Origin of the sequence: Actinoplanes sp. NPDC051513 (assembly GCF_044454685.1) — a bacterium.
GTDB lineage: Bacteria > Actinomycetota > Actinomycetes > Mycobacteriales > Micromonosporaceae > Actinoplanes.
In genome coordinates this window covers 527,468-541,260 of record NZ_JBITDW010000003.1, presented here as the reverse complement: position 1 = coordinate 541,260, position 13,793 = coordinate 527,468, and the positions used below count along the sequence as shown (strand labels likewise).

Annotated in this window: 12 protein-coding genes and 1 pseudogene; 6 read left to right on the top strand and 7 right to left on the bottom strand. The window is 70.2% G+C overall.

All coding sequences use genetic code 11. The annotated features are described in order from the left end of the window. Positions 1-37 precede the first annotated feature (37 nt). The 3 genes and pseudogenes from ACIA5D_RS12550 to ACIA5D_RS12540 form a co-directional block, all read left to right on the top strand. Positions 38-1,211 (top strand): annotated as a pseudogene (locus ACIA5D_RS12550) (MFS transporter); the annotation flags it as partial. 472 nt (positions 1,212-1,683) lie between these two features. Next, positions 1,684-2,004, top strand: a complete 321-nt coding sequence (locus tag ACIA5D_RS12545; protein ID WP_396029984.1) for a DMT family transporter — start codon at positions 1,684-1,686, stop codon at positions 2,002-2,004. 83 nt (positions 2,005-2,087) lie between these two features. Continuing rightward, positions 2,088-2,669 (top strand): TetR/AcrR family transcriptional regulator, encoded by a 582-nt coding sequence (locus ACIA5D_RS12540; RefSeq protein ID WP_396029983.1) that lies wholly within the window; start codon positions 2,088-2,090, stop codon positions 2,667-2,669. Between the two features lie 334 nt (positions 2,670-3,003). Here ACIA5D_RS12540 and ctaD read toward each other — a convergent pair whose 3' ends face one another. Further along, positions 3,004-4,746, bottom strand: a complete 1,743-nt coding sequence (gene ctaD, locus ACIA5D_RS12535) for a cytochrome c oxidase subunit I (RefSeq protein WP_396029982.1) — start codon at positions 4,744-4,746, stop codon at positions 3,004-3,006. A 124-nt stretch (positions 4,747-4,870) separates the two neighbouring features. Then, the gene (locus ACIA5D_RS12530; RefSeq protein ID WP_396029981.1) at positions 4,871-5,977 is read right to left on the bottom strand and encodes an FAD-dependent monooxygenase; all 1,107 of its coding nucleotides are present in this window, start codon (positions 5,975-5,977) and stop codon (positions 4,871-4,873) included. 138 nt (positions 5,978-6,115) lie between these two features. Here ACIA5D_RS12530 and ACIA5D_RS12525 point away from each other — a divergent pair, with 138 nt between their 5' ends. Further along, positions 6,116-6,514 carry a VOC family protein gene (locus tag ACIA5D_RS12525; protein ID WP_396029980.1) on the top strand — a complete coding sequence of 133 codons (399 nt, stop codon included), beginning with the start codon at positions 6,116-6,118 and terminating at the stop codon, positions 6,512-6,514. Here ACIA5D_RS12525 and ACIA5D_RS12520 read toward each other — a convergent pair. Then, positions 6,504-7,172: a helix-turn-helix domain-containing protein gene (locus ACIA5D_RS12520; RefSeq protein ID WP_396029979.1), complete on the bottom strand. Its 669-nt coding sequence runs from the start codon at positions 7,170-7,172 to the stop codon at positions 6,504-6,506. The two genes, ACIA5D_RS12525 and ACIA5D_RS12520, sit on opposite strands and share 11 nt — an antisense overlap. A 39-nt stretch (positions 7,173-7,211) precedes the next feature. Between ACIA5D_RS12520 and ACIA5D_RS12515 the strand changes: the two genes are divergently transcribed. Together ACIA5D_RS12515 and ACIA5D_RS12510 are read left to right on the top strand one after the other, a co-directional pair. Next, a complete protein-coding gene (locus ACIA5D_RS12515; RefSeq protein ID WP_396029978.1) occupies positions 7,212-8,243 on the top strand; it encodes a DNA polymerase ligase N-terminal domain-containing protein in 1,032 nt (343 codons plus the stop codon). A 239-nt stretch (positions 8,244-8,482) separates the two neighbouring features. Next, entirely contained in the window at positions 8,483-9,826 is a 1,344-nt protein-coding gene (locus tag ACIA5D_RS12510) for an MGH1-like glycoside hydrolase domain-containing protein (protein WP_396029977.1), read from the top strand. Positions 9,827-9,829: 3 nt separating this feature from the next. Here ACIA5D_RS12510 and ACIA5D_RS12505 read toward each other — a convergent pair whose 3' ends face one another. The 4 genes from ACIA5D_RS12505 to ACIA5D_RS12490 all read right to left on the bottom strand — a co-directional run bounded on the left by ACIA5D_RS12505 (position 9,830) and on the right by ACIA5D_RS12490 (position 13,726). Then, the gene (locus ACIA5D_RS12505) at positions 9,830-10,915 is read right to left on the bottom strand and encodes an S-(hydroxymethyl)mycothiol dehydrogenase (RefSeq protein ID WP_396029976.1); all 1,086 of its coding nucleotides are present in this window, start codon (positions 10,913-10,915) and stop codon (positions 9,830-9,832) included. Between the two features lie 40 nt (positions 10,916-10,955). Beyond that, positions 10,956-11,429 carry a MarR family winged helix-turn-helix transcriptional regulator gene (locus ACIA5D_RS12500; protein WP_396029975.1) on the bottom strand — a complete coding sequence of 158 codons (474 nt, stop codon included), beginning with the start codon at positions 11,427-11,429 and terminating at the stop codon, positions 10,956-10,958. A 184-nt stretch (positions 11,430-11,613) separates the two neighbouring features. Then, positions 11,614-12,003 (bottom strand): cupin domain-containing protein, encoded by a 390-nt coding sequence (locus tag ACIA5D_RS12495; protein WP_396029974.1) that lies wholly within the window; start codon positions 12,001-12,003, stop codon positions 11,614-11,616. Positions 12,004-12,022: 19 nt separating this feature from the next. Beyond that, positions 12,023-13,726 carry an EAL domain-containing protein gene (locus ACIA5D_RS12490; protein WP_396029973.1) on the bottom strand — a complete coding sequence of 568 codons (1,704 nt, stop codon included), beginning with the start codon at positions 13,724-13,726 and terminating at the stop codon, positions 12,023-12,025. Positions 13,727-13,793 lie beyond the last annotated feature (67 nt).

The following is a 13,793-nucleotide window of genomic DNA, read 5'->3' as shown; positions in this document are numbered from 1 at the left end:
CCCCGAGGCAGGATGTCGGGCGGAGGTCAGGAACCACATGCTGCTCAAGCCTTACCGAGAAACTCTCGCCCTGCCCGGTATCAAGTCGCTGCTGGCGGTGGCGACGCTGGCGCGCATACCCATCGCGGCCGGCGCCGTGGTCCTGACCCTGCACGTCGTCACCGATCTCGACCGCGGCTACGGCGCCGCCGGCCTGGTCGGCGCCGCCCTCACCATCGGTGGTTCGGTCGGCGCCCCGGTGATGGGCCGCCTGATCGACCGCCGAGGCCTGCGCCCCGTACTGGTCCTCACCACGGTTGCCGAGGTCATCTTCTGGAGCGTCGCCCAGGCCCTGCCCTATTGGCCGCTTCTGATCGTCGCCCTGTTCGGCGGCTTCCTGGCCCTGCCCGCGTTCTCGGTCGCCCGCCAGTCGATCGCCGCGCTCACCCCCGAGGCCCAGCGCCTGCCGGCGTTCGCCCTCGACTCGATCACCACCGAGATCTCCTTCATGGCCGGCCCCGCCCTCGGCGCGCTCATCGCCACCACCCACGGCGGGCGCCCGGCCATGCTCGCGATCGGGGCCGGCATCCTCGTCTCGGGCCTGGGGCTCTGGCTGCTGAACCCACCGATCCGGGCCGACCACGAGGCGCCCATCGCGGCCGGCGAGCGGGTGTCCCGCCGCACGTGGCTGCGCCCCCGCCTGGTCGCCATCCTGGCCGTCACCCTGGCGGCGACGCTGGTCCTCTCCGGCACCGACGTGACCATCGTGGCCGTCCTGCGAGAAAACGGCGAGCTGTCCTGGACGGGCTTCGTCATGTCGCTGTGGGCCTTCTACTCGCTGCTGGGCGGCTTCGCCTACGGCACGATGCACCGCCGCCTGCCCGCGGTCGTCCTGCTGACTCCCATGGCCATCCTGACCATGGCCGTCGCCCTGGGCGCCTCGCACTGGTGGCTCCTGGCCGTGCTGCTCATCCCGTGCGGCGCCTTGTGCGCCCCCACGATCACCGCCAGCGCCGACGCGGTGAGCCGCATGACCCCCGCCTCGGCCCGCGGCGAGGCGATGGGCCTCCACAACTCTTCCCTCACGGTCGGCGTGGCCCTGGGCGGCCCGTTGGCCGGTTTGGCCGCCGACACCATCTCCCCCGCGTGGGGCTTCGTAGCCGTCGGCGGCGTGGGCACGCTGATCGCGTTGGCCGTGATCCCCGCCGAGCTGCTGCACCGCCGCGCCCGAGCCAGCGAGCTCGCCGAGACCGCCGCAGCCGCCAAGACAACAGCGGCCGCCAAGACGACGCCGGCCTCGATGACGGTGCCCGAGACAACGCCCACCGAGACGCCGCCCGACACAGCGCCCGCCGAGACGGCGCCCGCCGAGATAGTGCCGACCGAGACGGCGCCCGCCGGCCCGCTTCTCACCGTGCCCACGCCCGCGCAGCGTGTCGACGACCTGCCTTTCGCCGACGACGCTCTGGCATCCGGCGCGGCGGGCCCGGCCGAGGCCTTCCCGAGCCCTGCCGGCCGCCCCTGATCCCGAAACACCGTTCGGCCGCGGTCGCCGCGCACCCGCGCCTCGCCGCTCCACCGAGATCCGGCACGCCGTCCGGCGGGGTGAGGCGACGTCTATCGGCAGCCGGACAGACGATGTGGGGCCTTCTCAAACCTCTTGTACGATCGTACTTGTACAGACGTACAAGAAGGGGTGCGGCAGTGGCCTACGTGTATCTGATCGGTGCCATCGCGGCGGAGATCTTGGCGACAAGCCTGATGAAGTCCACCGAGGGCTTCACCCGCCTGTGGCCCACGCTCGCGTGCCTGGCGGGCTATGCGGTCTCGCTGGTAGCCCTCTCCCAGGCAGTCAAGGGAGTCGAGGTAGGCGTCGCCTACGCCCTGTGGTCAGCCCTGGGAACCGCCGCGATCGTCGCCATTGGCGCCGCTTTCCTGGGCGAGCCCATTACCGTCGTCAAGGTGGCCGGCATAAGTCTGATCATCGCGGGAGTAGTCACCCTGAACCTCGGGGGCACCCATTGACGACCCCCGCCCCCGCATCGCCATCGACCCCCGCCCCCGCATCGCAAGCGGCCCCCGCCGCGAAAACGACCCCAGCCGACGCAGTGCAAACGACCCCGGCCCTCGCCGCGCAAGTGCGCAGCGGTGGCCGCCGCGCTCGCGACCCGCAAGCCAGGCGGGAAGCCCTGGCGGCGGCGACCATCGAGATCATCGCCGAGGCCGGAATCGGCCGGACGACGCATCGGGCCGTCGCCGCGCGCGCGGGGCTTCCGCTCGGGGCCACCACCTATTACTTCCCGACGCTGGACGCGCTGATCACCGCGGCTCTGCAGAAGGCCGCTGATGACCAGGAGGCCGACCTCGAGATCTGGGCCGAACGGCTCCGGGACGCCGCCGACCCCGCCGTGGCGCTGGTGGAACTGGTCGGCGAATACATGGCCGACCGCCGCACCGCCCGCATCGAGTTCGAGCTCTGTGCGGCCGCCGCCCGGGACGCAGCCTTGCGCCCCCTGGCCGAAGCGTGGCTACAGGGCCTGCACGAGCTGCTGCTCCCGCACGTGGGCGATGACGCGGCTCACGACATCTCCGCCCTGCTCGACGGCACGATGCTCCATCTCTTGGTGACCGGCGCACCCTTGAACGCGCCGGCCCTGACGGCAGCGATCCGCGCGCTGGTCAGCCGCTGATCACAGCCTTCGGCCCGTCCGCGCCGGCCGGCTCACCCCTGTCTCGGCGGATGGGCACAACTCGCCCGCCCCGGCGGATGGGCACAACTCGCCCCGCCCCGCCGGTGGACGCAACTCACCATGCCACGCGACCGATTCACGTGGCGCAGCCCAGCGGCCACCGCGACACGCAGCCCAACGGCCACCGCGACGCGCAGCCCAGCGGCCACCGCGACACGCAGCCCAACGGCCACCGCAACACGCAGCCCAGCGACCGGCCGATCCCATCGACCGCAAGCAACAAACAAAGCGGCCCGCCCCCAAAGAAAAGGGGCGGGCCGAAGCGAAGCGAAACTCAGTGTCCAGTGTCCTCGCGGTAGGTAGCCCCACCGTCAGACTCGACGGTCAGCACGCGTGCCCCGCCCTCGGGCGGACCCTCCAGCGAGTGCCCCGCGGCAAGCTCCGGGAACTTCGCGTCGAACGCCGGGCGCTCCGAGCGGATGCGCGGCATGCGGTCGAAGTTGCGCAGCGGCGGCGGCGAAGACGTGGCCCACTCGAGCGAGTTGCCGTGGCCCCACGGGTCGTCGACATTCACGACCTGGCCGACCTTGTACGACTTCCACACGTTGTAGATGAACGGCAGCGTCGACAGGCCGAGCACGAACGACCCGATCGTCGAGAACGTGTTCAGGAAGGTGAAGCCGTCGGACGGGAGGTAGTCGGCGTACCGGCGGGGCATGCCCTCGGTGCCCAGCCAGTGCTGCACTAGGAACGTGGCGTGGAAGCCGAGGAACGTCAGCCAGAAGTGGACCTTGCCGAGCCGGTCGTCGAGCATGCGTCCGAACATCTTCGGGAACCAGAAGTAGATGCCGGCGAATACCGCGAACACGATCGTGCCGAACAGCACATAGTGGAAGTGCGCGATCACGAAGTACGAGTCGGACACGTGGAAGTCGATGGGCGGGGCCGCCAGCAGCACCCCGGACAGTCCACCGAAGAGGAATGTCACGAGGAAGCCGATCGCGAACATCATCGGTGTCTCGAAGCTGATCTGGCCGCGCCACATCGTGCCGATCCACACGAAGAACTTCATGCCGGTGGGCACCGCGATGAGGAACGAAAGGAAGCTGAAGAAGGGCAGCAGCACCTGGCCGGTGACGAACATGTGGTGCGCCCACACCGACATGGACAGCGCGCCGATCAGCAGGGTCGCGGAGACCAGGCCTTTGTAGCCGAACACCGGCTTGCGGCTGAAGACCGGGATGACCTCGGTGATGATGCCGAAGAACGGCAGCGCCACGATGTACACCTCGGGGTGCCCGAAGAACCAGAACAGGTGCTGCCACAGCATCGGCCCGCCGGTGTCGACGTCGAAGACGTGTGCGCCGAGGATGCGGTCGGCGGCGAGGGCGAACAGCGCGGCGGCCAGGAACGGGAAGACCAGGATCACCAGCAGGCTGGTGACCAGGATGTTCCACGTCATGATCGGCATGCGGAACATGGTCATGCCGGGCGCGCGCAGGGTCAGGATCGTGGTGATCATGTTGACGCCACCGAGGATGGTGCCCAGACCACTGATGGCGAGGCCGACCACCCACATGTTGCCGCCGATGCCCGGCGAGTGCAGCGAGTCGCTCAGCGGCGTGTACGCGAACCAGCCGAAGTCGGCCGCGCCGCCGGGAGTGATGAAGCCGGCGACGGCGATCGTGCCGCCGAACAGGTACAGCCAGTACGCGAACGCGTTGAGCCGCGGGAACGACACATCGGGCGCGCCGATCTGGATCGGCACCACGAAGTTCGCGAAGGCGAACACGATCGGGGTGGCGAAGAACAGCAGCATGATCGTGCCGTGCATGGTGAACAACTGGTTGTACTGCTCGGGCGAGAGGATCTGCATGCCCGGCCGGGCGAGCTCGGCCCGCATCAGCAAGGCCATCAGGCCGCCCAGCATGAAGAACACGAAGGCGGTGATCATGTACATGATCCCGATCTGCTTCGCGTCCGTCGTGCGCAGGATTCGGGCCAGCGCCGAACCCTTGACCTGCCGCCGGACCGGATAAGGCCGGGTCACGATCGGCTTAGGCGCAACGGTCGTCACGAATAGCCTCCGTTGTCTCGTTCGTCCCGCTCAGTACGTCCCAAGGTTGAAAGGCGTACCTCGCAGGCAGAATAGTCCCCCACCGACCCCACGCACCCCGGGGGTTGCCTGTGACGGGATCAGGTCACGCGGGCGGTACGAGTGGACGGTAGTGCTCGGCGAAGATCCGCAGGCCGCGCCGACGAAGCATGGGATCACGCAGGGCCGGGGGCACATCGCGGGTGCGATCGCGCTCGCGGGTGCGGTCACGCACGACGCCGCATCGGGGCCTCCGGCGGATCTCGTACGCCCGCAGCGCCGCCACGACGTCCTCTCCGGAACGTTTCAGTTCCTCACCGAGCACGACGGCGTCCTCGAAAGACATGGCCGCGCCCTGAGCCAATGTGGGCGCCGTGGCGTGCGCGGCGTCGCCGACCAGCAGGACGGGGCCGCGGGACCAGCTGTCGAGGACCACCTCGTCGGTGCGGGCGACCGACACCTTGTCCATGGCGGCGAGGATCGCCGGCACTGGACCGCCGAAGGAGCCGAAGATGTTCCGCAGGTGGGCGCGGGGATCGGATGGGCTGGGCGCGTCGGGCGCGGTCTCGTCGATGTAGCAGTAGAGCCGCCGGCCGCCCATCGGCATGGCCACGAAGGAGGATCGGCGGCCGAGCAGCGCCGTCCAGTCGCTGAGCGGCGGCCCGCCGCTGACCACCGAGCGGTAGACGATCTGCCCGGTCGGTACGGCGGCCCCGCCGAGGCCGGCCTTGGCCCGGATCGTGGACCGGCGGCCGTCGGCGCCGATGACCAGGTCGTACTCGGCGACGCTGCCGTCGCCGAACTCGACCTTGGCGGTGGCGTCGAAGATCTCGAGCTCGCGAACGGACGTGTCGTAGCGCACCTCGCCGCCGACGCCGGTGAGCAGGACCTGCTGGAGGTCGGCCCGGGACAGGGCGCGGGACTCGCCGACGCCGGCCCAGAGCCCGGCCACGTCCATCTCGAACAGCGCACGGCCGCGGGCGTCGAGGAAGACCTGCCGGAAGATGAGGTCGCCGAGCGGGCGCAGCGGGGCATCGAGGCCGAGATGACGCAGTGCGCGGGACGCGTTTCCCGGGAGGTAGATGCCGGCGGCGGGCAACATGGTCGCCGGAAGCTCCTCGACCACGTCGGGGCGGTAACCGGCGAGCCGTAGCGCCCGGGTGGTGGACAACCCGGCAATTCCGGCGCCCACCACGAGGATGCGCAAGGTCATCGCGGCACTGCCTCCCAGCGGTCGGACACGCGTCGGAGCCAGAACACTACCCCTAGCCACCGGGTGGGGAAACCCTCGATCATCCTCACGTCCGATTTGTTCAAGACAGCTCCGGTAAGCACCCGTAGCGTCGGCGACATGGCACCGACACTCAACGGAATCGGCCTCGCGGTGGCCGACATGGCAACCTCCCTCACCTTCTACCGCCGTCTCGGCCTGGAGTTCCCGGCCGGGGCCGAGAACGAGCCGCACGCCGAGGCGGAACTGCCCGGTGGCGTCCGGCTGATGCTGGACACGCACGCGTCGATCTCATCGTTCGACCCCACCCACACGCCCGGGGGACCGGTGAAGGACGGCGCGAGCCTCGCCTTCCTCTGCGCCGACGCGCCCGAGGTGGACAGTCAGCACGCCGACCTGGTGGCGGCGGGCCACCACAGCGTCAGGCAACCATGGGACGCGCCGTGGGGTCAGCGCTACGCGATTCTGCGTGACCCCGATGGATACCAGATCGAGCTCTTCGCCGGGCTCAAGAACTGACCAGCGAACTGAGCGGAACGCCGGCCATGGCCCGCACCTCTCGAGCGAGGTGCGCCTGGTCGGCGTAGCCTGCCGAGGCCGACACCGCGGCGAACGGCGAACCTCGCCGGGCCAGCGCCACCGCCCGCTGCATGCGGAATATTCGTTCCAATGTCTTGGGGCCGTAGCCGAAGGCGGCATTGCTGCGCCGCTGGAGCTGCCGAGGGCTGAGCCCGCAGCGCGCGGCGATCACGGAAACCGGATCGCCGGCCCGGGCGGCGGCGGCCAGCGCCACCATCGGCCGATCGGGAGCGGCCCACCGCCGGGCGGCCTCGGCGGTCAGCGCGGCCAGCGGATCGTCGGCGGCCGACAGCCGCCGCACCACCGACGAGGGCCAGAGGGCATCGAGCGGCACCTGCCGATCGACCAACTCGGACGCCGGCAGCCCCAGCACGCCCGGCCCGGTGCCCGACCCGAAGCGCAGCGCGAAGAGCCGGCTGCCCGGCGCAGGCCGCCCGAGCTGGGCGGTCGTGTCGGGCCCGGCCACGAAGACCGTGCCGTCGCGCCAGATGATGTCGAGACAGCCGTCGGGAAGGATGCGTTTCGGCGGCGCGCCAGGCTCGGTGACGCTCCACCAGGCCACTACATGCGGCAACGCTGACGCCCGTTCCGAGTACATAGGAAGACCCTGGCACAGGGGTACGACAAGAATGAAGGGATGACCGACCGGCTCGGCGAGTACCGCCGCAAACGGGATGCCAAGAAGACACCGGAGCCCATCCCGGCGAAACATCCGGATGAAACCGGAGAAAACCGGTTCGTCATCCAGCAGCATCACGCCCGCGCGCTGCACTGGGACGTACGCCTCGAGCGCGACGGCGTCCTGGTGAGCTTCGCGGTCCCCCGGGGTCTCCCCCGCGACCGCACCAAGAACCACCTGGCCAAGCACACCGAGGACCACCCGCTGGAGTATCTCGACTTCCACGGCGAGATCCCGGCCGGCGAGTACGGCGGCGGCCAGATGAAGATCTTCGACCGGGGCGCGTACGAGACCCGCAAGTGGCGCGACGACGAGATCGAGGTCGTCTTCCACGGCGAGCGCGCCACCGGCCGGTACATCTTCTTCCAGACCGGCGGCGCCGACTGGATGGTCCGCCGGATGGACCCGCCCGAGCCCGGCTGGGAGCCCATGCCCGACGAGGTGACCCCCATGCTCGCGACGGCGGGAACAATCCCGGAAAAGGATGACGAGCAGTGGGCGTACGAGATGAATTGGGGTGGTTTGCGGGCCATCGCCTTTGTCGATGGCGGACGGGTGCGCCTGCACGGGGAAGAGGACATCACCCCGTGGTTTCCCGAGGTCAGGGGTCTGGGCCCGGCGCTCGCACCGATCGAGGCCGTGCTGGACGGCGAGCTCGTGGCCTTCGAGGGACCGCGACCGGAGACGAGGCTCGGCAAGAAACCGAGCGCCAAGAGGACCAACGTCCAGTACCTGGTCTACGACCTGCTGTGGCTGGAGGGACACGCGACCACCGAGAACATCGGGTACGCACAGCGCCGGGAGCTGCTGGAGGGCCTGTCGATCACCGGCGATCACTGGCAGACCCCGCCCTACTTCCCGGGCGGCGCATCGTTCGCCCTCGAAACGGCGCGCGCCCAAGGCATCGATGGACTAGTGGCCAAACGGCTCGATTCGCCCTACCTTCCGGGTCGCCGCAGCCCGCTCTGGCGAGCAATTCCAGCCGGCTGAGCGGCAATCCAAAGTGCTGAGCGGCCATCCAAGGTGCTGAGCGGCAATCCAAAGTTCAGCCCCGGTTCACTCCGGCCGATGAGTGATCTCGGGGAGTGGCGCACCTGCTGTCCGTGCCCGGACCGCAACGCACCGGTTCCCTCAACGGAGCCCGGCGAGGTTTGCCGATGAGAGCAGCGGAAAGGGTTTCTGATTAGATGCACGACGACCTGCCCCCGACCACTGCCGCGAAGACTGAGATGTCTGCCGAACTCTGGAACTCCGCCGTGCGCGTCCTCGAGACCAACTGGTCCGGCGATCACATGGTCCCCTCCCGCAAGCTGTATCCCCACCAGTGGAGCTGGGACGCCGCCTTCATCGCCATCGGCCTGGCCTACGTGAACCCGACCCGGGCGTGGCGCGACCTGCGCAGCCTGTTCGAGGCGCAATGGCCCGACGGCCGGGTGCCGCACATCGTCTTCGACCCGGCCACCGCCGAGGCCGACTACTTCCCGGGCCCCGGCTTCTGGGACGTGCCGGCGTACGCGAACCGCCCGGCCCGCGGCAGCACCGGCATCGTGCAGCCGCCCATGCACGCGATCGCCGCCTGGGACGTCTACCGCCACGCCGCGGCACACGGCGCGAACTGCGCGCAGGAGGCCCGCACCGAGCTCGAGTGGCTCTACCCCCGCCTGGTCGCGCAGCAGGAGTACCTGACCGGCCGGCGCAACGTGGGTGGCGGCGGCCTGGTCAGCATCGTGCATCCCTGGGAATCGGGCCTCGACAACAGCCCGGCCTGGGACGAGGCGATGGCGAACGTGCCGGCCGACCTGAGCCTGCTCACCACGTACAAGCGCCGCGACCTGGACGTCTCGGCCGCCGCGCACCGCCCCACCGACGTCGACTACGCCCGGTATGTGGGCCTCGTGCTCACCTACCGCGCCGAGGGGTACGACGACCACGACCTGCTCGACCGGCACGCGTTCGCGGTGGAGTGTCCGAGCTTCAACGCGATCATGGCCGGTGCCGAGCTGTCGCTGGCCCAGATCGCCGGGGTGCTGGGCCTGGCCGCCGAGGCCGCCGCGCACCGCGAGCGTGCGCAGCGGATCACCGCGGCGATCGTGAAGCGGCTGTGGAACCCGCAGTCCCGCACGTTCCACGCGCTCGACGTGAAGACCGGCAAGCTCAGCCCGGAGCACTGCGTGAGCGGCCTGATGCCGCTGATGCTGCCCGACCTGCCGGCCGAGCACGTCGAGGCGATCATGACGGAGGCCAGATCGTCGCGCTTCGGCCTGGAAGGACTGCCCGCGCCGAGCTACGACCGCACCGCGCCCGGCTTCGACACCATGCGCTACTGGCGCGGCCCGCTCTGGATCAACGTGAACTGGCTGCTGCGCCGCGGCCTGCTGGTGCACGGGTTCCGCGATGAGGCCGAGGACCTGCGCACGGCGATGGTGCGGCTGGTGCACCGCAACGACCACTTCGAGTACTTCCACCCGATCACCGGGGAGGGCCTCGGCGCGCCGGCCTTCAGCTGGACCGCGGCCCTCTCCCTGGATCTGCTGGCGGACCGGTCGGTGCCGGCCTACGCCCGCGCGGCGTAACGCCTAGAAAAGGACGACCGACCTGAGCACGCCGCCGGTGTGCATCTTGGCGAAGGCCTCCTCGACCTGGTCCAGCGCGATCTCCTCGGAGACGAACGCGTCCAGGTCGAGGCGGCCCTGCCGGTAGAGCGACACCAGCATCGGGAAGTCGCGGGTCGGCAGGCAGTCGCCGTACCAGCTGGATTTCAGGGCGCCGCCGCGCCCGAACACGTCGAGCAGCGGGAGCTCGATCGTCATCTCCGGCGTCGGCACGCCGACCAGCACGAGGGTTCCGGCAAGATCACGGGCATAGAACCCTTGCTTGTACGTTTCGGGGCGGCCGACCGCCTCGATCACGACATCCGCGCCGAACCCGCCGGTTAATTCCTGAATTTTCCCAACAACGTCGCTATTTCGGGCATTGACGGTATGGGTCGCGCCGAATCCTCGCGCCCACTCGAGCTTCTGATCATCAGTGTCCACGGCGATGATCGTGGAGGCGCCGGCCAGCGCGGCGCCCGCGATGGCTCCATCGCCCACCCCACCACAGCCGATCACCGCGACCGAATCGCCCCGCGTCACCCCGCCGGTGTTCAGCGCTGCTCCGATCCCCGCCATCACACCGCATCCGAGCAGTCCCACGGCGGCAGCGCGGGCCGAGGGGTCGACCTTGGTGCATTGCCCGGACGCGACCAGGGTCTTCTCGACAAATGCCCCAATCCCTAGCGCGGGCGACAAAACAGTTCCATCGGAAAGGGTCATCTTCTGCGTCGCGTTGTGCGTGGCGAAGCAGTACCACGGCTTGCCCCGCAGGCAGGCCCGGCAGTTCCCGCACACCGCCCGCCAGTTGAGCACCACGAAGTCACCCGGCGCCACGTCGGTCACTCCGTCGCCGACCGACTCGACCACGCCCGCGGCCTCGTGGCCGAGCAGGAACGGGAAGTCGTCGTTGATGCCGCCCTCGCGATAGTGCAGGTCGGTGTGGCACACCCCGCACGCCTTGATCGCGACGACCGCCTCGCCCGGCCCCGGGTCGGGAACGACGATCGTCGTCGTCTCGACCGGCGCGCCCTTGGCCCGGGCGATCACGCCCCGCACCCGCTGACTCATCCGCGCAGCTCCTCCGTGCGTTGGATCACAGAGTGCCAGCCTATTCGCCCGCGGGGCGCACCTCGACAGGACTTTCGAGGAGAGCGTCGGCGAGCTTGACCAACTGGCGCACCTGGCTCGGGGTGAGCCGGTCGAAAACCAGCTGCTGGACGGCCTCGGCGTGGCCCGGGGCGGAGTCGACCACCTTCTCGAACCCGCTGTCGGTGAGCACGGCGATCTGCACCCGGCCGTCCTCGGGGTCGCGCTCGCGTCGCACCCAGCCCTGTTCCTCGAGCCGGGCCACCACGTGCGACAACCGGGAGAGGGAGGCGGAGACGAGCTTGGCGAGCTTGCTCATCGGCAGCCGGCGGTCGGGACGCTCCGAGAGGGTGAACAGCACGATGTAGCCCATGTGGGTGAGGCTGGAATCGCGCTGCAACTGGGCCTCGAGGGCCGCCGGGACCTTGACCAGCACCTCGACGAAGCGGCGCCACGCCTGCTGCTGCTCGTCGGTCAGCCACCGGGGGTCGTCCATGGTGGAAGGTTAGTGGTTCGGCGGGCGAAGTATCTCAGTGGGGCAACGGGACGGTGACCATACGGGCACGCCGATCGATGGGAGTGGCGGGCCCCGAGTAGTGTGCCGCCCGGGGTTACGCCCCGCACGGCGCCGGGGACCGGCTGGCTGGGGGGCCTCGGCCGGTCCCGGCGACGTGTCAGGGTCACCCCTGCGGCGGCTCGTCCTTGCCGGCTTCTTCGAGGCGGTCCGCCTCCTGCTTCGTCTTGTGCACGGCGCCGTCCGCGTGCTCCGGCGGCCCGTACACGGTGTAGAGGACCAGCGGATTGGGGCCCGCGTTGACGAAGTTGTGCTTGTGACCGGCCGGCACCACGACCAGGTCGCCCTGGACGATGTTGCGCGGCTGGCCCGAGACGATGGCCTTGCCGACACCGCTGACGAAGGTGAGGATCTGGTCCACCTCGTGGACCTCCTCGCCGATCTCGCCGCCCGGCGGGATGGTCATCACGACGAGCTGGGTGTGCTTGCCGGTCCAGAGGACCCGGCGGAAATCGGGGTTCTGCTCCGCGACGGTGGCGATCGTGAAGTGCTCCATACTCCGTCGGATACCCAGGTCAGGCGCTGGGCAACCGTCCAGCCGGCAGCGGAGCGGGCTTGCCGATGAGGTAGCCCTGGACGTAGTCGACGCCCAGCTCGCGCAGCAGCCGCAGGGTGGGCTCGTCCTGCACGAACTCGGCGACGGTGTGGATCCCGTACGCCTGGCAGACCTGCACCAGCGCTCTCACCAGCACCTGGTCCTGCGGGTTGTCGACGAGATCCACCACGTACTCGCCATCGATCTTGACGAGGTCGATCGGGAAGATCCGCAGATAGCGGAACGACGCGTAGCCCGAGCCGAAGTCGTCGAGGGCCAGCTCGCAGCCCAGGTCGCGCACCCGGTCGGCGAAGCGGCGGGCCTCGCTGAGGTTGCCGATCAGCGCGGTCTCGGTGATCTCGAAGGTGAGCTGGGCCGGGTTCACCTCGTAGTGGGAGATCAGCCGCTCCACCTCGTCGGTGAGCCGCGGGTCGCCGACCGACCGGCCGGACAGGTTGATCTGGAGGCACTGGCCGGGCTGCTCGGCGGCGAGCTGCATGGCCCGCTCGACCACCCACAGGTCGATGTCGTAGACAGCGTCGAGCCGTTCGGCGGTGTCGAGCACCTGGGTCGGCGACTGCGGACCCTCGGACTCGTCGAGCACCCGCAGCAGCAACTCGTGCCGGGTGACCGCGTTGCTCTGCAGGTCGAGGATCGGCTGGGCGTACAGGGTGAACCGGTCGGTGCCGAGCGCGTCGGCGACCCGCGTGCGGTAGGAGCCGCGCCGGTCGCGGCGCGGCACCGGGTGCGCGACCAGGGTGAGCGGGCGGTCGCCGTCGCGGGACTCCCGCCAAGCGTGCTCGGCGTCGATGAGCACCTCGTGGCTGCCGGCCTCGGCGTCCGGTGTGAACCGCACGAGCCCGCCCCACGCGTTCGCCCGCAGCCAGCTGTCGGGCAGCACGAAGGTCTGCGAGCGCAGCGCGTCGACCAGCACCTCGGCCTCGCGCCGGGCCATCGGCCAGGACGTGCCCGGCAGCACCAGGCCGATCTCGCTGGGCCCGACCCGCCCGAGCAGCGCGCCCTCCTGCACGACGCCCTCGAGCACGCGGGCGGCCCGGTGCAGCAGGTCGGCGCCGAGCTCGGGGCGCAGGCCGTCGCCGTCCGCGGCCCGCGACGGCTGCACCCTGATGATCAGGATGGCCCCGCCGCCGCGGCGCTGCGCCCGGTCGATCTCGTCGACGAACCGGGCCCGGGTCAGCAGACCGGTGGCCGGGTCGGGGTCGACCAGGGAGGCCTGGACGGTCTCGCCGCGACGGGCCAGCCGGGCGAGCTCGCGTCGCTCGCGCTCGCGGGTCGAGACGTCGGTGACCGTGCCGCGGATGCCGCGGACCGTGCCGTCCGGGCTCTTGACCGGCTCGAGCCGGCAGTCCACGTCGAACCATCCGCCGTCGGCGCGCATCAGCCGCACGGTGGTGCGCACCGGCACCCGGGACGTCCACGCCTGGGTGATCGCGCCGAGCGCCTTGGCGTGGTCGTCGCGATGGACGTACCTGGTGAGGACCCGGCGGCTCACCTCGTTCTGGGTCGGCGCCTGACCGAGCATGTCGAGCAGGGGCTTGGACCAGGCGATCTGGTCACTCGAAGCGGTATAGGCGAACCAAGCGGGTCCGGGCTGGTCGTCGGCCGGTGGGCGCGGCGAAGGCGGGACAGACGGCATCGTCCGCCGCTCCTTCGGTGCGGCCATGCGCCGTCCACCTCCCCCCTGCACGTGCCCCGAGCCCCGACCTATTACCACCCGTCACGGGCTCGAT